General features: G+C 44.0%; 20 protein-coding genes. 5 read left to right on the forward strand and 15 right to left on the reverse strand.

Annotated elements, in window-relative coordinates; all coding sequences use genetic code 11:
* Window positions 1–133: 133 nt before the first annotated feature.
* Window positions 134–2,239, reverse strand: a complete 2,106-nt coding sequence (locus MHI14_RS16370; protein WP_091030563.1) for a serine hydrolase domain-containing protein — start codon at window positions 2,237–2,239, stop codon at window positions 134–136.
* Between the two features lie 284 nt (window positions 2,240–2,523).
* Between MHI14_RS16370 and pdxR the strand changes: the two genes are divergently transcribed.
* Together pdxR and MHI14_RS16380 are read left to right on the forward strand one after the other, a co-directional pair.
* Complete coding sequence (pdxR, locus tag MHI14_RS16375) at window positions 2,524–3,954, forward strand: MocR-like pyridoxine biosynthesis transcription factor PdxR (RefSeq protein WP_133384755.1); 1,431 nt, start codon at window positions 2,524–2,526, stop codon at window positions 3,952–3,954.
* Window positions 3,955–3,998: 44 nt separating this feature from the next.
* Window positions 3,999–4,619 (forward strand): NAD(P)-dependent oxidoreductase, encoded by a 621-nt coding sequence (locus MHI14_RS16380; protein ID WP_133384754.1) that lies wholly within the window; start codon window positions 3,999–4,001, stop codon window positions 4,617–4,619.
* Between the two features lie 138 nt (window positions 4,620–4,757).
* On the opposite strand, the gene glyA is transcribed toward MHI14_RS16380, so the two are convergent.
* The 9 genes from glyA to MHI14_RS16425 all read right to left on the reverse strand — a co-directional run bounded on the left by glyA (window position 4,758) and on the right by MHI14_RS16425 (window position 14,000).
* Complete coding sequence (gene glyA / locus MHI14_RS16385; RefSeq protein ID WP_133384753.1) at window positions 4,758–6,002, reverse strand: serine hydroxymethyltransferase; 1,245 nt, start codon at window positions 6,000–6,002, stop codon at window positions 4,758–4,760.
* 25 nt (window positions 6,003–6,027) lie between these two features.
* A complete protein-coding gene (locus MHI14_RS16390; RefSeq protein WP_133384752.1) occupies window positions 6,028–7,233 on the reverse strand; it encodes a benzoate/H(+) symporter BenE family transporter in 1,206 nt (401 codons plus the stop codon).
* Between the two features lie 19 nt (window positions 7,234–7,252).
* Window positions 7,253–7,996 (reverse strand): YggS family pyridoxal phosphate-dependent enzyme, encoded by a 744-nt coding sequence (locus MHI14_RS16395; RefSeq protein ID WP_133384751.1) that lies wholly within the window; start codon window positions 7,994–7,996, stop codon window positions 7,253–7,255.
* Window positions 7,997–8,322: 326 nt separating this feature from the next.
* Window positions 8,323–9,255, reverse strand: a complete 933-nt coding sequence (rbsB, locus tag MHI14_RS16400; protein ID WP_133384750.1) for a ribose ABC transporter substrate-binding protein RbsB — start codon at window positions 9,253–9,255, stop codon at window positions 8,323–8,325.
* Window positions 9,256–9,269: 14 nt separating this feature from the next.
* Window positions 9,270–10,232, reverse strand: a complete 963-nt coding sequence (locus MHI14_RS16405) for an ABC transporter permease subunit (RefSeq protein ID WP_371129067.1) — start codon at window positions 10,230–10,232, stop codon at window positions 9,270–9,272.
* A gap of 10 nt (window positions 10,233–10,242) precedes the next feature.
* On the reverse strand, window positions 10,243–11,724 hold the full coding sequence (locus tag MHI14_RS16410) for a sugar ABC transporter ATP-binding protein (RefSeq protein WP_133384749.1): 1,482 nt from the start codon (window positions 11,722–11,724) through the stop codon (window positions 10,243–10,245).
* Window positions 11,725–11,738: 14 nt separating this feature from the next.
* Window positions 11,739–12,140 carry a D-ribose pyranase gene (gene rbsD / locus MHI14_RS16415; protein ID WP_133384748.1) on the reverse strand — a complete coding sequence of 134 codons (402 nt, stop codon included), beginning with the start codon at window positions 12,138–12,140 and terminating at the stop codon, window positions 11,739–11,741.
* A complete protein-coding gene (gene rbsK / locus MHI14_RS16420; RefSeq protein ID WP_133384747.1) occupies window positions 12,140–13,018 on the reverse strand; it encodes a ribokinase in 879 nt (292 codons plus the stop codon). Before rbsK ends, rbsD begins: the two co-directional genes overlap by 1 nt.
* Window positions 13,011–14,000 carry a LacI family DNA-binding transcriptional regulator gene (locus MHI14_RS16425; RefSeq protein WP_341130784.1) on the reverse strand — a complete coding sequence of 330 codons (990 nt, stop codon included), beginning with the start codon at window positions 13,998–14,000 and terminating at the stop codon, window positions 13,011–13,013. The genes rbsK and MHI14_RS16425 overlap by 8 nt, the downstream gene beginning before the upstream one ends.
* Window positions 14,001–14,263: 263 nt before the next feature.
* On the opposite strand from MHI14_RS16425, the gene MHI14_RS16430 reads away from it, so the two are divergent.
* On the forward strand, window positions 14,264–15,232 hold the full coding sequence (locus MHI14_RS16430) for a DMT family transporter (RefSeq protein ID WP_091030590.1): 969 nt from the start codon (window positions 14,264–14,266) through the stop codon (window positions 15,230–15,232).
* A gap of 98 nt (window positions 15,233–15,330) precedes the next feature.
* Here the strand turns inward: MHI14_RS16430 and MHI14_RS16435 are convergent, their stop codons facing one another.
* The 3 genes from MHI14_RS16435 to MHI14_RS16445 all read right to left on the reverse strand — a co-directional run bounded on the left by MHI14_RS16435 (window position 15,331) and on the right by MHI14_RS16445 (window position 18,321).
* The gene (locus tag MHI14_RS16435) at window positions 15,331–16,473 is read right to left on the reverse strand and encodes a DUF4309 domain-containing protein (RefSeq protein WP_341130785.1); all 1,143 of its coding nucleotides are present in this window, start codon (window positions 16,471–16,473) and stop codon (window positions 15,331–15,333) included.
* 303 nt (window positions 16,474–16,776) lie between these two features.
* Complete coding sequence (locus tag MHI14_RS16440; protein WP_341130786.1) at window positions 16,777–17,910, reverse strand: serine hydrolase domain-containing protein; 1,134 nt, start codon at window positions 17,908–17,910, stop codon at window positions 16,777–16,779.
* A 216-nt stretch (window positions 17,911–18,126) separates the two neighbouring features.
* Window positions 18,127–18,321: a hypothetical protein gene (locus tag MHI14_RS16445; protein WP_017688524.1), complete on the reverse strand. Its 195-nt coding sequence runs from the start codon at window positions 18,319–18,321 to the stop codon at window positions 18,127–18,129.
* Window positions 18,322–18,487: 166 nt separating this feature from the next.
* On the opposite strand from MHI14_RS16445, the gene MHI14_RS16450 reads away from it, so the two are divergent.
* A complete protein-coding gene (locus MHI14_RS16450) occupies window positions 18,488–19,159 on the forward strand; it encodes a cyclase family protein (RefSeq protein WP_289392519.1) in 672 nt (223 codons plus the stop codon).
* Between the two features lie 74 nt (window positions 19,160–19,233).
* Here MHI14_RS16450 and MHI14_RS16455 read toward each other — a convergent pair whose 3' ends face one another.
* Together MHI14_RS16455 and MHI14_RS16460 are read right to left on the reverse strand one after the other, a co-directional pair.
* A complete protein-coding gene (locus tag MHI14_RS16455; RefSeq protein ID WP_036670902.1) occupies window positions 19,234–20,106 on the reverse strand; it encodes a YitT family protein in 873 nt (290 codons plus the stop codon).
* A gap of 90 nt (window positions 20,107–20,196) precedes the next feature.
* Entirely contained in the window at window positions 20,197–20,553 is a 357-nt protein-coding gene (locus tag MHI14_RS16460; RefSeq protein ID WP_036670900.1) for a MerR family transcriptional regulator, read from the reverse strand.
* A 111-nt stretch (window positions 20,554–20,664) separates the two neighbouring features.
* Between MHI14_RS16460 and MHI14_RS16465 the strand changes: the two genes are divergently transcribed.
* On the forward strand, window positions 20,665–21,438 hold the full coding sequence (locus tag MHI14_RS16465) for an SDR family NAD(P)-dependent oxidoreductase (protein ID WP_341130787.1): 774 nt from the start codon (window positions 20,665–20,667) through the stop codon (window positions 21,436–21,438).
* Window positions 21,439–21,502 lie beyond the last annotated feature (64 nt).

Here is a 21,502-nt window from a genome sequence, read left to right on the forward strand (position 1 = left end):
CTTTACGAAACCCAATATTACATTGTGAATCTGAAAAAAGGTACATTTACTTTAAAACGTATTATTTAAAATTTAAAACTCAAAAAAAGCCGCGATTTCCGCGACTTTTTATTGTACAGTTTTTTATCATCTATTAATTTGATCTGGTTGTCAATACAATCTCGAACTTCGAACCCACTTCACCCGCGAACACAATGGTTCCGTTCTCAGGCAGTACAATTTCGTTTTGTCCACTGACCACTGTATGATTCATCCCTACACCCGCTTGGTTGTATACAGAAAATGCGCTGTTTGCAGGCATCTTGACGGTCATTTCTTTACCTGCAGCTGATGCTGGAATCGAATACCATGTGGCATGACCATTCGCCTGAATCGTTGTCTTCGATTGTTTTCCCGCATAGATCGGTTTGATGATGTCTTGAGCAGCATAAACGTTGCCTCCAGCTGTAACATATTCCACGCCATTTTCCTCATAGAAATTAAACTCCATCGTGTCACGGCCCGCTAATCCAGGAATTTGCAATTGGTTCACGGCTTGGTTAGCTCCAACAATTTTGTTGGTGTAGATATAACCAGGCAGCTCATTAAAAGTATGAATGGGAATCATCGGCATCGCTGCGTTGTACAGTGTTGATGTGTATTTTTCATTGACCAACACGTAGGCTTTGCCTTCCCGTTTCTGCCATGCGGCCTTTACTTCTGCAGACAATTCATTGGTTTCAAGCTTTTCTGCTTTATATTCCGACGAAGCAACTTGTCCAAGTCCAGGAATAGACTGATACAAGCGAGACCACAAATATGTGTTCCCATTGACTTCCTGAACGAACTTCAGCTTTTCCGTAGCCGCATCATTAACAAATGAGCCATCATTGGTGTACGTATAGGTCTGATCAGGACTGTTAGGAGAGGACAGATTAGATAGCGTTAATTGCCCATCATCTTTTACGTCCATCTTCATTAACATGTTTGCCCCACCAGCGTATATGCCAGTGTGCTGTGTAAGTTCCTTCGGCATGGTTGTTTTCACCGGTGCATCATAAGACTTCTCCGGCTTACGCTCTGGAATGATATTTTTCTCCTCAAGCGCGCCAAGCAACAGCTCAGTTGCCAGCAATTGATCCGTTGAGCTATGACCACCCGAAGAGGTTACCGCAGCAGCCATATTATACTCCGGAAGTACAATCAAGGAGGAATGATAGGTTATGGTATTGCCGCCTTTGCTTACTGCCTGGATGCCGTAATCATTAAAAGGAAACAGGTTCACGCTATCCCAGCCCAGGCCGTAACCAATAGACGAATCGCCTTCTTCCGGCCACATACCTCTCTTGTATTCTTCTTGCTCCATGGCCTCTACGGATTCCTCCGAAAGAACACCTTTAACCTCACCTGTAAAGATTTTCGAGAACTGAACCAGATCTTCAGCAGTGGAATAGATGCCTCCCGAGGCAATCATATTTGTAGTCTCTAATGGGAGTTGCTCCTCATGCAAAGGGGCATATGTTGCTGCCATCTGGCTAAGGTCCACAATATCCTGCGGTGTTTTGGTATGCGCCATACCAAGAGGTTCGGTTATGTACCGGTGCATGAAAGTTGTGAAGCTCATGTCACTAACCCGCTCAACCAGAATCTCAGCTAATGTAAAACCGTCATTACTATACACCGAGTATGCGCCAGGATCGGCCTTCAAATGTTGCGTCGCCAATTGTTCCAGTAACGTATCATGCGCGTAGGTATCATTATCTCCAAACAGTATTGCACTGTTACTTGACGTTCCGAGAAGTCCGGATGAATGATTCAGTAACATGCGTGGTGTAATCTGTTGGTAACGCTTGTCTTTCATTTTAAAGTCTGGAATATACTTCACGACAGGCTCATCAAGATCGATCTTGCCCTGATCAACGAGCTTCATTACGGCGGTGGTGAGCACCATTTTACTGGTTGAACCAATGCCATACATGGTATCTGAAGAAAGCGGGATGTTGTTTTTCAGATCATTTTTGCCTGCCTGACCGGAGATCACAATCTCGCCATCATCCATCAGCGCGTACTGCACACTTGTCGTAGCGTATGATTCAGTGAGTACCTTGGCCTTTGCACTTACTGCTTTTTTAGTTAGATCATACGTAGGGCTACTACCGTTACTGGTAGCGGGTGTGGCCATGGCCGACATTGGGGACATCATTGCAAACACCAAAGTTATGGCGGCGATAGAAGTTCGTTTCTTTCGTGTCAATCTCATCTTCTCCTGTCTAGTCTATGGATTAGGAATCTCTGTGTTCGTACTCCCGTAGTGTAACCGAAGAAGATGAACTGTCTGTGGCTTGAATATGAATCGAGTATGAACCAAGCAGGACCAACCCAAATAGGTTGGACACACGGTAAAAATCGCTTTAGTCCAGCTTTTTTTGTTTGCAAATTAAACTTTTGCTATAATGGTATATCAATCAATGGAGTGCCAATAACATGGCTAAGTACATAAATAAATGCAGTCCATAATTCAGCATGAGTAATGGAGTTGAAGCAATGCTAAAAGTTAATCGGAATGACCAACGCCCGATCTGGCAGCAACTTTTGGATCAAGCGATTCATAATATCACAACCGGGAAATGGCAACCAGGCGAATTGCTACTCCCCTCACGCGAACTTGCTCAATTAATTGGTGTTTCACGCTCAACCATACAGATTGTGTACGAGGAATTATTCAGTCGAGGGTATACGGTAACCTCCCGACGAGCCGGGACAAGAGTTAGTGATTGGACATATGCACCTCGTTCATCAGAAGACGTCACGATGCAAGGGCCTATTCCGCCCGAACTGCCTACACTAAACGAATCGATTGGTCATCTGCATAGTTGGTTTGGCAATAGAGACAATCGCAAAATAGAAATTGATTTTAATCCCCACGAGCCTTATCTGGATGAAAGTTTCACAAAAGCCTGGAGGCAATCCTTTTTACAAGCTTCCACTGAACCTAATCTGGATCTTTGGGCTTATGGTGATGCCAGAGGGTTACTGGCGTTAAGAGGACAGATTCAGCGTTATTTGTCACTTGAACGAGGCATTCATATCGATGTTAATCAAATCTTGTTAACCTCAGGTGCACAACATAGTATTGATTTAATTGCCCAGGCACTCTTAAGTGAGGGAGACAGAGTTTCCGTAGAAGATCCCGGCTTCCCTGCCGCTTGGATGGCGATGAAATACCGAGGGATGCAAGTCGACCCCGTTCCGGTTGATGAGTATGGATTATGTGTAGATCGTATTCACCCACAGACAAAACTCGTATTTGTCACACCTTCTCATCAATGCGCCGTTGGTGTTATTATGTCGGAGCCACGCAGGCAACAATTGATGCACTTGGCAGCTCATCATCGATATTGGATTGTTGAGGATGATTACGATAGCGAATTTAGGTACCGTGGAGATCCGCTTCCGACTATATTTAGTCAGCAACCTCAGAATACGCTTTATATGATGAGTTTTTCCAAAATGGTTGCACCAGGCATTCGACTATCCGCTATCATTGGCCCCAAAATAGCTATCGATCGCCTTACTCAAGTTCATGAATTAACCTATCGTCATCTGCCGATTATGGAACAATTAACGCTAACTCATTTTATTGAACGTGGTCATTTCATGCGCCATATGAGAAGAGTTCGGAACATATATCGACGCAGACACGAAGTCATGACCAAAGCCATTGTTGCTTCTGGGCTAGGCTCACGATTTACATTAAGTGGTGTGGAAACGGGATTACATATGCTTCTTGAATCTGAAACGTCATTTGACGAAGAAGCGCTGACGAATGCTGCCCTCGATCAAGGTGTACGCGTGTATCCGCTTAGTAAATATTGCTTGGATAGTCACCGAAAAGGATGGATATTAGGTTTTGCGAAAGTGGATGAGAAGCAGATTGAGGAAGGCATACACCGGCTTGCAAAGATTGTACTATGATGGAGAACATGCTCTCCACTCGGATTCGAAAGGATGTTTTTGTAATGAAAATTTTAGTATTGGGAGCCACCGGACGGGTTGGAAGTCATTTCGTCTCTAATGCCCTACGTTCCAATCATCATGTAACTGCACTGGTTAGAAGCCCGGAAAAGGTACAAATCAGCGATGACAATTTTGTTCTGCATCAAGGAAACGCTTTAGTCAAAGAGGATATTCATCACGCCATACAGGGTGTGGATCTCGTTGTTAGTTCCTTAAGTACCGACGGAACGACTACATTATCGCAATCCATGGGACATATTGTTGAGGTTATGGCTCAGGAGCGTATCAAAAGAATCATTACCATTGGTACAGCAGGAATATTGGAAAGTCGAACGGATTCTGGCTTGCTACGTTTTCAATCCCCTGAGTCCAAACGTAAGTCCACGCGAGCCGCTGAGGAGCATCTGGAGATGTACAACATTCTCAAGGCTTCAGAGTTAGAATGGACCATCGTGTGTCCTACCTACTTATTTGATGGAGAATCTCTCGGTAAATACCGGGTTGAGCGTGACTATTTGCCTGACGGCGGAACTTCTATATCTGTAATCGATACTGCGGAGTTTGCTTATCAGCAATTAATGTCTGATGACTATGTACAGTCTCGTGTAGGTATAGCCTACTAAAGAGCGTGTCCTAAATCTCACTTATGGTACATCTCTACTGTTCAAAAAAGTAAGTTTTAATCTAAGCAAGCAAAATAAGAGCCTGCAATTGTTATCCAGTGGTAACAATTGCAGGCTCTATCTGTGTCTGCTGTTGAGCTATTTAAGCCCTTCATATAAAGGGAATTGCGAAGTCATTTCGCGGACACTGCCTAATATTTGATTTTTTACATCCGAGTTCTTTGGATTTTTAAAAGCAAGCCCTATCAGCTGAGCAATTTCTTTCATTTCCCTGGATCCAAGCCCTCTTGAAGTCATAGCCGGAGTTCCAAAACGAATACCGCTTGTAACCAAAGGACTTGCCGTATCGTGAGGGATTGCATTTTTATTCGCCGTAATCCCTACTTCATCCAGTAAAGCTTCGGCTTCTTTGCCTGTAAGGCCCATAGTTCGTAAGTCAACCAACACGATATGATTATCTGTTCCTCCAGATACAAGAGTGAGCCCTTCATTCATCAAAGTTTCTGCCAATACATTGGCGTTATTCAGAACACCTTCAATATATGTTGTGAAATCGGATTGCAATGCCTCGCCTAATGCCACCGCTTTCCCCGCGATAACGTGCATGAATGGCCCACCCTGGGTTCCCGGGAATACAGCTTTGTCGATCGCCTTTGCCCACGACTCCCGGCACAAAATGGCTCCCCCTCGTGGTCCTCGTAAGGTCTTATGTGTGGTAGTTGAAACAAAATGTGCATGTGGTACCGGGTTAGGATGCAAACCTGCCGCAACAATTCCTGCTATATGCGCCATATCTACAAAGAAAAGAGCTCCCACTTCGGCGGCAATCTGGGCGAATAATTCAAACTCAATGGTCCGCGGGTATGCACTTCCACCTGCAACAATCATGCGTGGACGATACTTATAAGCAAGTTTACGTACTTCGTCAAAGTCAATGCGGCCCGTCTGTGCATCGACACCATATGGAACAAAATTGTAAAACCTACCTGAAAAATTAACAGTACTTCCGTGTGTTAGATGACCACCTTGGGATAGATTCATGCCAAGTATTGTGTCCCCAATCTCAACCGAGGCAAAATATACTGCCATGTTGGCCTGAGAACCGGAGTGAGGCTGCACATTCGCATGTTCAGCGCCAAAAAGTGATTTAAGGCGGCTATTTGCTATTTCTTCGACTGTATCGACATGCTCACACCCGCCATAATATCTTCGGCCAGGATACCCCTCCACATATTTATTGGTCAATACCGAACCTGTTGCTTCCATCACAGCTTGACTTACAAAATTCTCTGAAGCAATCAGTTCTATCGTATCCCGCTGCCTTGCAAGCTCTTGCTGGATAGCATTTCCTACGACTTTATCGTGCTTCTCCAAATGTTTCATGAACATCTTCCTCTCAATATTACGGTTATCTATTCGTTCCAAATTGTTTTTTGGGAAATTTACTATTCATCAGTAGATGTGCCATCATTCCTGCAAACAGTCCCCAAAATGCACCACCAACACCAAGCAAAGTCACATTCGCTGCTGTCGCCAAAAAAGTAATCAATGCAGTTTCACGTCCCTTAGGGTCCGTTAATGCATTGGCAAGACTGCCACCGATGGTTCCAAGTAAGGCCAATCCCGCTAATGTTGCAATAAAGGTAGCAGGAAGAATCAAAAACAGAGCAGCCAATGTTACGCCAAAAATACCGACAAAAATATAAAAAACACCACAGGCAATACCTGCAATATACCGCTTCGTTGAATCCTCATGTGCATCTTTCCCTGTACAAATCGCTGCTGTAATAGCTGCCACATTAAAAGCATGTGATCCAAATGGGGCTGCTAGAAGCGAACCCAAACCTGTTACAGCTAAAATGGGATTGGCACTTGTCTTGAATCCATCATTACGCAGAACAAGCATTCCGGGCATATACTGCCCTGTCAAGGTAATAATGAACAGCGGTAGCGCAACGCCAAGTAAAGCATTTAACGAAAATGCTGGAACAACAAATACAGGCGATGCTACAGCCAATTGGATTGTACTGAAATCTGTTTTCCCCATGCATATCAAATAAATCAAACCGACCGCCAATATGCCAACAATCGCGTAACGGGAAGTAAACCTTCTTAGCACGATATAGGCTGCAAACAGTACAATCACAAGCGAAGGATCTACCTTCGCCCCTCCAAAGGCCGATATTCCAAACTGTAGTAAAATACCTGCTAACAATCCGGAGGCGATGCCTGGGGGAATCAATCGAACGAAACGTTCAAACATGCCTGACAAACCTAAAATAATAAATCCGACTGCTGCAATCATGTAAGCGCCAATAGCTTCTGGATAAGGGGTTACCGCTAATGCTGAAACGAGGAACGCCACACCCGGCGTAGACCAAGCTGTAATAATCGGTTCCTTGTATCGATAACTGAGCCAAATTCCTGTTACTCCTACCCCAATCGAGATGGACCAAATCCAGGAAGCGGTCATTTCCGGGCTTAAACCAGCCACTTTTGCAGCTTGAAACACAAGAATAAATGTACCGCCATAATTAACAATTACGGATATTAAAGCGGCGATCACCGGCGATATCAGATCGCGACCACGTATCGAAGGGGATACTGTCTTCATATTTAACACTACCTCTCACTTAATCATCGATGCGTGTGTTTTCATTCCAGTAATACTCGTCCGGTAAGTAACGTTGACCAAATACACTTGTCCCTACACGTATCATTGTAGCTCCTTCTTCAATGGCGACTTGGAAGTCACCAGACATACCCATCGATAAAATATCCATTTCTACGCGTGGAATATTTTTCTCTTTAATCTGTGTACGGATCTGGTTTAACAATCGAAAACAATGTCGTGTTTCTTCGTTTGTCGCATTCAGTTTTCCAATGGTCATTAAACCTTTCACATTTAATGTCTCGAATTGAGACAACTGTTCTACAAGCTTGACGGCTGTTTCTGGAGAGGCACCAAATTTACTTTCTTCGTAGGACGTATTAATTTGCACAAGAATGTCTAAGGTCTTATTCTCTTTGAGAAGCTGGTTATGTAACGCTTGACCCAGTTTCAGACGATCTACGGAATGGATGAGCGTAACATATTTAACAACGTCCTTTACTTTATTAGTTTGCAGATGTCCGATAAAATGCCATTCCACCTGCTTGCTTTGTTCCATGAGTGGGAATTTGTCTCGGAGTTCTTGAGCTTTGTTTTCTCCAAACAGGACCTCACCTGCTTGAATAGCTATTTGTAATTTCTCTAGCGGTACCGTTTTGGTCGCGAGCAACAACTTGATGTCCTCTATGTTGCGACCTGAAGCTTGGCAGGCCAATGCCATTTGCTGTCTTACAGTTTGAAGATTTTCTCCTACTAGATGTTTCATGTCAGCCACCTTCTTTCTATTCCAAACAGGAATGAATAATTGAGATTAGCTCCTCCTTATGTATTGCGAAGACTGTGTGGAACGTCATGCTAGTATAGCAACGCATGGATTGGATATAAATATCCAAAAACGCTACTTTTGAGCAGTCCAAAACGACAAAGTGGACATTAATTCAATTGGGCTTCCTTTAATATGCTTTTAAAAGTCAATAATCTGATTGATGTGATGCCCGCACGCTTCTTCTGAAATGAAAAAAGCCGCTAATTTAGCGGCTTGGTTTAGTCCTATGTTCATGTTCAAAACGAAGATACATGTTTTATGATGATTTACTCATTCACATTTTCCTTGGTTACCAGCTTCAATTCAGCGGGAATGGAAGACTCCACCTGCTTGCCACTGAGCACATCCAGAGCTGCTTGCAGCGCCAGTTGGCCAATCAGCACAGGCTGCTGAGCGACTGTTGCCGTCAATTTCCCATCCTTAATGGATTTGATTGCATCATCATTGCCGTCGAATCCGATGACCGGAATGTCTTTACCTGAGCTTTGAATCGCTTCAATCGCACCAAGTGCCATCTCATCATTATGGGCAAATACTGCCTGCACGTCAGGATTACCCTGAAGCAGATTCTCCATGACATTTAATCCTTTGGACCGATCGAAATCAGCAGATTGTTTGGAAACTACATCAAGTTGCTTGTCAGCCACTTCATGGAAACCTTTACCCCGTTCTCTTGTTGCGGAAGCGCCAGGTACACCCTCAAGTTCAATGACTTTTGCTCCCTCACCCAGTTGTTCAACAAAGTATTCAGCTGCCATGCGTCCACCTTTAACGTTATCAGATGCCACTAGTGCCGCCACTTCGCCTTTATCTGCGGAGCGATCCAGCGTGATTACAGGAATGCCCACACTATTAGCGGATTGAACCGCTGTGGAGATCGCTGCAGAGTCCGCAGGGTTAATCAGAAGTGCACTAACGCCTTGCTGAATGAGATCATCCACATCATTGGTTTGTTTGGCCGAATCATTCTGCGCATCCACCACGATGACCTGTACTCCCTGTTTTTTGGCTTCAGCCATGACTCCATCCTTCAGTGATACAAAGAATGGATTGTTAAGTGTAGATATCGACAAACCTATTTTCTTCTGTCCGTTACTTTTGTTTGGGTTAGGTTTGGCCCATTCCGGTGGCTCCAGAGAGCACCCGGCCAGAACGATGATCATCAGCATACTTATGAGTGTTACAGTCCACTTTTTCATATTCGCTTCTCTCCTTATGCTGTTTTCTTGCGGTCCAGCAGGACGGCAATGGCAATGACGATACCTTTTACAACCATTTGATAAAATGAGTTTACTTCAAGCAAGTTCAATCCATTATTCAACACGCCGATAATCAGAACACCGATCAGTGTACCAACGATGCGTCCGCGTCCTCCAGCAAGACTTGTACCACCCAATACAACTGCTGCGATTGCATCCAGCTCATAGGATGTACCTGCTGTTGGTTGCGCTGAATTCAAGCGTGATGTCAAAATTGCACCTGCCAGAGCAGCCAGCATACCTGTCAGGGAGTAGATCATAATTTTCACGCGATTAACTTTGATACCTGAGATAATAGAAGCTTTCTCATTACCGCCGATGGCGTACGTTTTGCGGCCAAAAGCCGTTTTATGCAAAACAATCCATAGAATCATGAAGGTAATCAGCATCGTGATTGCAGGCACCGGAATGCCTAGCAGGTAACCACGGCCGAACAGTTGGAACAACAGATTATCCCCGAGTCCTGTAATTGGATTACCATTCGTGTACACCAACGTCAGTCCTCTAAATATCGTCATCGTTGCCAATGTAGCGATAAACGGAGCCATTCTGCCTTTGGTAATCATCAGTCCGTTCACCATACCCATGACACCACCGAGTGCTACACCGATAATGATGGACAAGATCGGGTCCAGGCCGGACAACATCATGTTTGCTACAAAAGCACTGGATAAAGCCAGGATCGAGCCGACCGACAGATCGATTCCACCCGTCAGGATAACAAACGTCATACCGAAAGCAATCAGCGCATTAATCGAGACTTGACGCAATAAATTTAAGATATTAAGCGGTTCCAAGAAACTTGGATTCAACACCGATACGATGAGAATAAGAATGATTAAACCGAGCAGCGGTCCTAATTTTTGTATCACACTTGAGAAACGGAAGCCGCTTTTAGCCGTTTTGTTTTCCTGCATTGTTGTCATATCACTGTCCCCCTGTGGCCAATGTCATAATGTGTTCTTGTGTTGCTACTTCCCTTGCAACCTCGCCACTGATGTGTCCTTCATGCACAACTGCGATTCGATCGCTCATGCCAAGCACTTCAGGTAGCTCCGACGATACCATGATGATTGCAACACCGCGGTCTGTCAGTTCATTCATCAATTCATAGATTTCGCGCTTCGCTCCGACATCCACTCCGCGTGTGGGTTCATCCAGGATAAGTACGCTTGGACCTATACCAACCCATTTCGCGATAACCACCTTTTGCTGGTTACCCCCGGATAGATTCCTTGCTGCCGTTTCGGAGGATTGTGTTTTGATCTGTAGACGTTTGATCAATGTATCTACGAAGTCTTGTTCTTTCGAAGCTGAAATGAAACCTTTGTTTGAGAAACTGAACAGATTCGTCAACGCCATATTCTCTCGAATAGAAAAGTCTAACACCAGCCCCTCATCCTTGCGGTCTTCTGTAATAAACCCGATTCCATGTTTCACTGCATCTGCCGGTTTACGAATGTTTACTTTTTTCCCGCGGATGAAGATTTCACCGCTATCCAACGTATCCAGACCAAAGATGGTTCTCATGATCTCTGTTCGTCCCGAACCCATAAGTCCTGAGAAACCGAGGATCTCCCCCGCTCTCACGGTGAAGTTAATATTCTCGAACAACCCTTTGCTGCTTGCATTCCTTACTTCCAGGACAACTTCACCATAAGAAGGATTCCGGACAGGGTAACGCTCGGTAAGTTCACGACCTACCATTTTCCGAACGACTTCATCAAAGCTTGTCTGTGGAATGGCTTGGGTGTCTACCGTTCTTCCGTCACGCATGATGGTAATCCGGTCACAGATCGTGAATATCTCCTCCATTCGGTGAGAAATATACACGATGGATACGCCTTCCTTCTTCAGCGAGCTGATTACACCAAACAACTTCTGGATCTCGCGCTCCGTAAGTGCTGCTGTTGGCTCGTCCATAATGATGACCTTGGCATCAGTCATTAGTGCTTTGGCAATCTCGATCATCTGTTGCTGCCCGACAGAGCACTCTCCCGCAGGACGTTCCAGTGGTATGTCTACAGAAAGTTTAGCGAACTGTTCTTTGGCGAGCGCTTTCATTTGTCTTGTATTAAGCAACCCGATGGATGATGTCAGTTCCTTACCGATAAAGAGATTATCCAGCACCGTCATTTCAGGCCATACGTTCAGCTCCTGATGTATGAATGTGATACCCAGTTTCTCGGCTTCCTTTGGACTTGCAAAATAGTTTTCTTCTCCGTCTATGGTGATGATTCCCTGATCACGCTGATGAAGACCAATCAGAATGTTCATCAGCGTGGATTTGCCGGCTCCATTCTCCCCCATCAGGGCATGAACCTCACCATCTTTTAGTTCAAAATCCACTCCGCTCAGCACCTGATTCGTTCCAAACGCTTTATGAATGTCTTGCATCTGAATGTGCATTACGTAACCTCCTTTTAACCGAAATGGACTCCCGATTGTAAAATGCAATTGGCATAGGGTGTGGCTTCACCTGTGCGGATGACCGCTTTCACCTGCCGAGTTAATGCTTTGAATTGTTCATGGCTGACGGAAGCATCGATGGCTTCTTCACCGAATTTCTCCGTGATGAATTGCATAGCTGCGGGATTGCCTTCGCGAATTTCTTCTGCCACAATAACTTTCTCAATAACCATATCTTCTGCGATAACCTCTACCACTTCGCGAAAACTTGGTGTTCCCAATTTAAGGGCTAGATCGATTTTGATTACCCCGTCAGGTACTGGTAGACCTGCATCCGCAATCGCAATCATGTCCGTATGGCCCAGATCAGACAAAATCTTGGAAATGTGACTATTCAACATGCCATTTCTTTTCATTACAAGCTCTCCTCTACTTCATCACGCGTTGGCATACCGCCCTGCGCTCCGAACTTGGTGACGGACAACGATGCAGCCCGATTAGCGAAGCGTATACTCTCTTGCAACGCTTTTCCTTCAGCTAAAGCAACTGCAAATGCGGCGTTGAACGTATCTCCTGCCCCAGTAGTATCGATAGCCTCAACTTTATAAGTTGGGACTAGAATTTCCGCTGTGCCATCAAAGTAACGTACACCTTTACTACCCTCCGTGATGAACAACTTGTTAGGATACTGACGCAATGCCTGTGCCGGACTCATGCCCTGAAACAAAATCTCGGCTTCATGCTCGTTCGGCGTGATATATGCGGCATTGTCGATCACTTCTTGCGGTAATGTTCTCGCCGGTGCGGGATTAAGCAACAGCGGTGTTCCGAATTCTGCACATAATGTACTTACATGAACAACCGTTTCCTCCGGAATTTCCTGCTGAATCAGCACGATATCTGCGTTTCGAATTACTTCAGCTGCCTCATCGACATATGCAGGAGTGACTTCTCGATTGGCCGCTTCAACCACTACGATACTATTATCACCTTCTGCCAGAATGATATGAGCCGTTCCGCTTTCTAAATGTGTAACCGGTTTCACATTTTGCGTATTTACAGCATTTGCTCTAAAGTTCTCTAAAATATCTTTGCCAAAAGCATCGTCGCCTACCCGGCCGATCATCGCAACCTCGGCACCCAGTCGTGCAGCGGCAACAGCCTGATTGGCTCCCTTACCGCCAGGGACCGTTTTGAAGCTGTCGCCAAGAACGGTTTCACCCGCCCCCGGCCGTCTTGACGAAGTAACAACCAGATCCATTGAACTGCTTCCTATTACACATATTTTAGCCATCTGATTTCACCTTTCTCGTAGTGCCCCGTTCGATGAAACTTACGGGCAACTGTATGTTTTTGTTCTCTATTGCAGCTTGTTCGACAAGCTGGATAAGTAATCCCGCCGCTTCTCTTCCCATCTCGTATGCTGGCTGATGGATGGTGGACAATGCCGGCGATAACAGGCTGCTCATCGGAATATCATCGAAACCAATCACTTGTACGTCATCAGGAACTTTTTTTCCGATTCGTGATGCCTCATGCAGTACTGCCATGGCTGCGATGTCATTGCTGGCAATGACCCCGTCTGTGTCCGCGTACTTCCTGAATAATTCTTCAGCCCATACACCCGCCTCGTTAATTGAAAATGAGGTTGTCTGGATTACCTGGTAGTCTAACCCAGCATCACGGATGATTTCAATCGCTCCTTCAAAGCGATCTTGAGCGGGTCTGATCTGTGACGGTCCTTGCATAACCGTGATTCGGCGACTGCCGCGTTTGATTATCTCCCTTGCAGCTAGTCTTCCACCTTCCCTGCCGTCCGCATACACGGATGGACGATCGAGTGAAGTTCTGTCCAGAAACACAACGGGAATCTTCAGGTTTTCATATATTGAAGAATGAGGATAGTTCGTTGAAGAGATTACACCGACCACATTGTTCTGGATAAACGTCTGGATGTAATCCTGCTCCTTCCGTTCATCCTCATCACTATTTCCAAATATCAGTCTGTAATCCTGTTCCTGCATCCTGTCCTCTACACCGCGGGCCAACTGCGGGAAGTAAGGGTTCGCAATATCCGGCAACAACAGGCCTATCAGTTTGGACTTGCGCTTATATAATGAGCGGGCCACTTCATTTGGCGAAAAGTTAAGCGCCTTCACAGCATCTTCCACTTTCTTGCGTGTGTCGGCATGAACATAACCTCTATCATTAATGACTCTGGATACGGTGGCAACAGATACGCCAGCCAGTTGAGCTACGTCTTTAATTGTTGTCATAAGTTGCTCTCCTCTATGTGTAACCGGTTACAGACATTAAATTATCATATTATTTTCAATTTGACAAGCGTTTTCATTCTGGAAATTTCTCCAAGTATACATGAATGTGCACTGGAATCCATCTGTATCATGGTTTCTTCCTGTTCTGGAGGAGCGGTTTATTAATTATCATTACAAACATTAGCGATATGTGATATGGTCAGTGAGGATATTAATAGATTCATACATACATATGTACATGAAATGTGAGGAGAAGATCGAAAGTGATAGAGAGAAATACCCTTGAGAAACCGAGTAAATTTAGTGATCCTATTTTTGTCATGCTCGTTGCAAGCCTGTGTTGTTTGTTATGGGGAAGTGCGTACCCATCCATCAAACTTGGATATATCGCGTTTAACATTCTTCCGGAAGATATTGCTTCCAAGTATGTATTTGCAGGATACCGATTTACACTGGCGGGCTTGCTGCTCTTGCTCCTGTCTCGTATCGTTAGAAAAGAGAAGCTCCAATTGTCCAGACCACAGTGGACAAGCCTCATCATGCTAGGTATATTGCAAACCGGTTTGCAATATATGTTTTTTTACGTTGGTGTAGCCAATACAACGGGTGTCAAAGGCTCCATTATGAATGCAACGACGACCTTTTTTAGTGTTGTTCTGGCCCATTTCATCTATAAAAACGACAAGTTAAGCAGAAATAAAATCGTTGGCTGCTTGCTTGGATTTGTCGGTGTGATCATCGTAAACTTCCATACGGATCTGCTTGCTTTTTCCTTTTCGTTCACAGGTGAAGGGTTTGTTATTATAGCTGCACTTGTTTTTTCCGTTACGGCCCTTTACGCAAAACGTCTCACTGCTACGATCGATGTTCTGATTATCACAGGTGTCAGCTTATTCGTCGGGGGATTGGTACTTACGCTATTAGGTCTCTTACTCGGTGGTCGGGTTACCCATTTCACCCTGGAATCCACCAGTAACTTGATTTACTTGGCCTTGCTGTCATCCGTTGCATTTTGTCTATGGAATCTGCTTCTCAAATACAATAAGGTCGGAAGAGTGTCTGTATACAACTTCCTTATCCCTGTGTTTGGAGCATTATTATCGGCTTTATTCTTAGGCGAAACGATTTTCGAGCTAAAAAACCTGGCTGCATTACTGTTCGTGTCGGTCGGCATTTATTTAGTCAATCGTGTGCGTTCTGTGCAAAGCTCTAATAACACTCCAATAAAATAGACTACAGTCCATCTCATGGAAATCAAAAAAGCCGCTATTTAGCGGCTTTTTTTGTAAATAAGAATACGACACACTTTTGTTTCTTGCGATGTTATAGCTTAATATATACTCGTAAAGTCAATCAAGTCCTCTTCTTCCTCATAATTGAATACAATGGCGTGATTACCCAATTGGTATACCATCTCATAACCACCAACGACTTCATTGTAATACTCTGAGGAAGGTTTCCCCATCCATATTTTCACATTCCATGGTGACAGATTCTGCTTCTCATTGTACAAATCAAAAACGGCAATACGTGATTTATTGGTAAGCTCGTGCATGTATGAATCAAATCCGACGCCGAATTTAGAATAATAATAGAACGCTCCCCATTCCTCATTTGAACGAGAGGTTGGTTTCCCCAGCTTTTTTTGCGCATTTTGAAGCGTCATGCCAATCTTGATGTCCGTCCGGCCTGGTAATGCACCCTTTAAAGCAGCATCCTTCAAGCTTTTCAGGTAAGCGCGATCGCCAACACCCGAGTTCGGCCAAGCTTTTGAACGGAGGTTACGCGTATCTTCCAGACGCAATTCCAATTTGTTCACATTCAGCTTAAACGTATTAACTCCATAGACAAATTGCAGGTTGTTGTAATTTTTGAACTGTACTCGGGCACCTGAAAGAGTACGAATTCCATCATCTCTGCTTGCAGAGTAGGAATCGTCGATTTTTTTACCCTTATTATCAACATATGTTACACGGCGCAATTCCCCGGAACGAACAATATAGGTTTTCACTTCATTAAAATTAGAAGTTCCCCAATCGGTAATCATCAGCATGTCTGGTGTACTAGCCTCTTTACTCTTCACAACGAAGTTCCAGGTTTGAGGCAAAATAATCGTATTCAGATCCAGTTTTGCTGCTTGGACTGTTCCGTATGCTGCACCTTTTTTCAGCAAGGCTGCACGATACGTTCCTGAATAACTCTTGTCGCCTTTTTTATTGTTTGTCCAACCATTTTCTTCGGTCAGCGTGCTCTTCTGTTCATCATAAGCGAAAATATAAACGGTGTAAGCCGTTTGCTTGGCATCACGAAGTGTAAATGAAAGCCGGCTCATACTTGCGAGCTGTTTGGCAGAGATTTGTTCTCCCTTGGCAGCAGCATTGGGTGGTAACAGGAGCAATGCGCTCAGAACATAGCCGATTAAGGTAAGTAAGGCCAGAGAAGCCCATTTTGCGTTGTGTTTAGGGTGTATCATCGTTGACTCTCCTTTTAGTAAAAAAATAAAAATCTAGCAGCTCTTTTCTAATTTTAAATCGTATACCATCTCAACTTTCAAACAGGTACTTGCTAGAGTCCTAATCTTGATCAAGCTATGTAATTAATATAAGTTAATGTTCAATAAGCATATCCTCCTACTAGTACTATTTTCCTAAGAATGATAACATACCCTTTCTAATAAAGAAATATATAACAATCTAAATCAATAGTTTTCGATCTATATAACATAAAAAAGCCGCTAATATAGCGGCTCTTCAAGTAACTACGAATACGATATGAGTTATAGGCAGGAGTATACCACATTACGTAAGCGTCGTTGAACATATGGTTCCTGACTGTTGAGCAGATGCTGGGCATACATGACCGTAAGCTCTGAATCCGGATCAATAATGGCCATACAACCAGCAGCACCACTCCATCCAAATTCACCCAGTGGGCTCAGCGAACCACTGCCTGCTTTGGAGATATGTGTACGAACACCTAGTCCATAGCCGTATCCATACATATGATCCCACGAATAATCACCGCGAGTCATCTCGTTCAGGTGATCCGTTCGCATCAGTTCCACTGAAGCTTGTGACAAAATGCGTACACCTTCAGGACTTGTACCAAACCCAGTAAGTGCCTTCAGAAAACGTGCATAATCACTAACGGTTGACAATAACCCAGCACCGCCGCTCTCCAGCTCGGTACCCACACGGAATCCATTACCATCCATACGTACAGCCTTTTCAAGCTCATCATTATAAGCATACTGCGGAATCAGGCGCTTCTGCTGCTCATCGTTCAGATTAAACGCTGTATCATTCATACCCAGTGGTCCGGTGATTTCGTCCCGGAGATACGTACCAAAGCTTTTACCACTGACCACTTCAATCAAGGCTCCCAGCACATCATGGCACATGCTGTAATTCCAGTGTGTTCCTGGTTCAAACAGCAGTGGTTCTTTCGCAAGCGCTCTCGCAAAGTCACGTGTCGGCAATGTTCCGTCGGTTCTTTTGACGGCTTCCTGAATGCTTGGATTACCCACGTCATAAGAGAAACCGGCAGTCATGGTGAACAAATCGCGCACTGTAATGGCTCTTGTCGCCTTTTCCAGCCGAATCTCACCGTTCGCCATCGTTTTCTTCACCGTCATATCAGCATACTCTGGCAGATAATCGGACAGTGGATCACTTAACAGCATTTCACCTCTTTCCACCAGTTGCAAGCCTGCAACGCAGGTCATGATTTTGGTCATGGAGTATAGATTGAAGATCGCTCCATCACCAATGGGCGTTTTCTCCTCCAGATTGGCGTAACCATTACGATAATGGAAAACGGTATCATTTCGATGCATCACCAGCACCTCTGCCCACGGTATACGCCAGGATGTAATGCGGTCAATAAATGAAGCAAGCGGTTTAAAGTCCATTTTTTCCCGTCCTTCTATGTAAAATCGTTTATCATATTGCGATGTGGTCCATATTCAATCCCACAATCGACATATTAATAATATACGACCTTTTACAACGATTGACCACCACCTATATACTCTCCTATGTGCAATTACAATACATATTCTTTGTGCATCACACTGCTCCACACGAATAAACCGATCCATGAAAGGATCGGCTTATGTTGTAACGTTTTAGACTTCGCCGCGTCTGTTCTCAACCGATTTCATACGGTTTTGATCATCTGGTACCCGGTCAACACTGAACTCTTGACCAGCTTCAACCTCACCATGACCAGAAATATTCCGCGAAAAATTAGTGAACTGTCTTTTTTGTTCATCCAGCTCGTGTTTTTGCTTCAAAAGCTCTTGCGGGTCTTGTTTTGTCACTATGCTAACCTCCCATACATGAAATCATGCATTGTATCCGCACTATAGAAGTTTTCCATAAGAGAGCTGTACTTATGCATGAAATACCGATTCCTTTCATAATATGAGTCCATACATTCACCAAACATTATATAGAAACTGTGTGACATAAAGGAGAGAACAACAGATGAAGCGGATCCTCTTGTCCTATCCTCTTAGTGTAAATACTCCCGTTTATAAAGATAACCCTCCTGTTGAGATTCAGCAGCAGTCCAGCATAGATCAAGGAGATCTGTATAACCAATTTATCATCACATCTCTCGACCATAATGGAACTCATATTGACGGGCCTTGGCATTTCAATCCGCAAGGTCTAAAAATAAGCGAGATTCCAATAGACTACTTTATCTTTACTCATCCAACAATCCTCGATATTCCCAAAGGAGATGATGAACTTATTACAAAAGCTGACTTGGAGCCGTATGAACACCAGATCGCTGGCTCTGATCTACTGCTCATACGCACAGGTTTTGGAAATTTTCGATCATCTGACCCTGTTCGTTATAGTGATCATAACCCAGGGTTTGCAGCAGATGCTGCAAGTTACCTGATGGTTTTTGATTCATTGAGAGCAGTTGGAATGGATATGATCTCTTCTGGGTCTGTGATTCATGTGGATGAAGCTATCACTTTTCATCAGATTATGCTCGGGAAAGGTCGGGTTGATGGCAAGTTCATTCTACTTATAGAGGATATGAATTTAAACCATGATTTATCTGGAATTGAAAAGGTATATGCTGTTCCATTGTATATTGAAGGTGTTGACAGTAGCTTCAGTACAGTTTTTACGGAAGCTTGATTTTTTTTATATACATATGGTAAAACAAAAACGCGCTGGCAAGAGTATTCCTCCTGTCAGCGCGTTTTTGTATGTTAGTGAATATCTTTCTTTTTGAAATTACCACCTCTTACTTCAGCTACATCGTATACGACTACAAAAGCAGTTGGGTCAATTTCGTGAATGATATCTTTAATTTTACTCTCTTCCATCCGGTTAATGACACAAGTAATTTCCTTGAATTGCTCATTAGAGTAGCCACCGTAAGCCTCAGTATACGTTGCTCCACGGCCTAAGCGGTCCCGAATGGTTTCAACCATAATCTCAGGTTGATTCGTAATAATTTTAAACGTTTTGGAGCCGCTCAAGCCCTCTTCAACAATATGTATTACTTTAGAAGCAATAAAATACGCAAGTCCTGACAAGATCGCACCTTGCAGACCAAACACGGTAGAAACGACAATAAATACAAACATGTTGAGGAACAGAATGAGATCACTGGTTCCAAAAGGTACTTTTCGCGAAAGGAGTACAGCCAGCATATCTATGCCATCCAATGCGCCACCATTACGTAATGCAAGTCCCATACCAAAACCGATAATAATCCCGCCGACAACCGTAACAAGCAAGGTATCACCTTCAATGATAGTTGGTACATGGTGCATCAGACTCGTACTGATTGCCAGTGAAGCAATACCGATGATCGAATATAACGCAAAGCTTTTTCCGATTTGCTTGTACCCGAGCCACACAAATGGAATGTTAATAATCCCGATGAGCATCCCCAGTGGTAATCCGAACAGCTGTGATCCTACGATACTCAGACCTGTGACACCACCATCTGAGACATTATTCGGGATCAATATGGCTTCCAGGCCATATGCCGTTATAAATCCCCCAATGATAATCAATAATACTTTGGAGAGAATCTTTAACTTGTTTGACTTTTGTTTTCTGTTTTGATGCATTGCATTTCCCCCTTGATGAACAACCGATAAAAAACAGTCTATAATAAAAATCACTGTTTTGGCAATAGAACGTCATTTGTGTGTGTTAGTTCATTGTCCGATGAGCGTTCGATACGACGAAATTTTATGCTCAAGCATCTCATCTGCTGTGTTAAGTATGTGCATCTGTTTTTGAATCGACTCTTTATGCTCCTCCAGCAGCTTTAAACGATCCGCCGCCGTATGCTCCCCTTCCTGAAACAAGGACGCATATTTCTTAATGATAGCAATGGGCATTTGAGTCTCTTTTAATTTGATCACAAATTGTAGCCACTTCAGGTGTGACTCGTTGTATCGCCTGTCTCCACTGGCATCTCGGAGAGGAGTTACAATCTGTTCCTTCTCATAATAACGCAACGTATGTGCACTGATATGGAGTAATTCTGCCACTTCACCTATGGTATGCATGGTTAACCTCCCCTCCATTTTCCCGCTTGACTTAGAGTAAGCTCTAATCAGTATAATCAACTCGTGGTCACATCACAATAAAAAATGAAATCAGATTCAGGAGGAATTCCCATGAAATATACAGTGATTACCGGTGCCAGTTCAGGCATTGGATATGAAGCGGCTTTAGCTTTTGCAGCTCGTGGCAAAAATATGATCCTGGCTGCACGCAGAACCGATGAATTGGACAAATTAAAAGCAAAAGTAGCTGAAATCAATCCAGATCTGGATGTTGTCATTCGTACAGTGGATCTGTCTATTGCCGCTAATGTGCATGAATTCTATGAAAGTCTTCAGGCTTATTCCATTGAGACTTGGATCAACAACGCCGGATTCGGGAATTTCGCTTCCGTTGGCGAACAACACCTGCCAAAGATTGAGCAGATGCTTCATCTTAATATAGAAGCTCTTACGATTCTTTCTTCCCTGTATGTACGTGATTATGCAAATGTTGATGGCACACAGATCATTAATATCTCCTCTGGTGGTGGATATACGATTGTAGCCGATGCAGTAACCTACTGCGCAACCAAGTTCTATGTTAGTGCCTTTACGGAAGGACTTGCGCAAGAGTTAAAAGGTAAGAACGCAGCGATGCAGGCCAAAGTCCTCGCTCCGGCTGCAACCGAGACGGAATTTGCGAAACATTCCTTTAATGTAGATGAGTTTGAATATGAAGGCAGGGTTCCCAAGTTCCATACGGCGGAACAAATGGCTGGATTTTTGCTGGAGTTGTATGACAGTGAGAGTGTAGTGGGCATTGTGGATGGGTTAACATATGACTTTGAACTAAGAGAACCGATCTTTCCGTACGCTGCGAGAGCAGCCTCGAAACCACAACATTAACCCGAAAACTGAAGTCGAAGCTAAGTCGGCTCAATACCAGTAAACATTCATCTAACCTCGATGA

Origin of the sequence: Paenibacillus sp. FSL K6-2393, assembly GCF_038002545.1 — a bacterium.
Taxonomy (GTDB): Bacteria; Bacillota; Bacilli; order Paenibacillales; family Paenibacillaceae; genus Paenibacillus.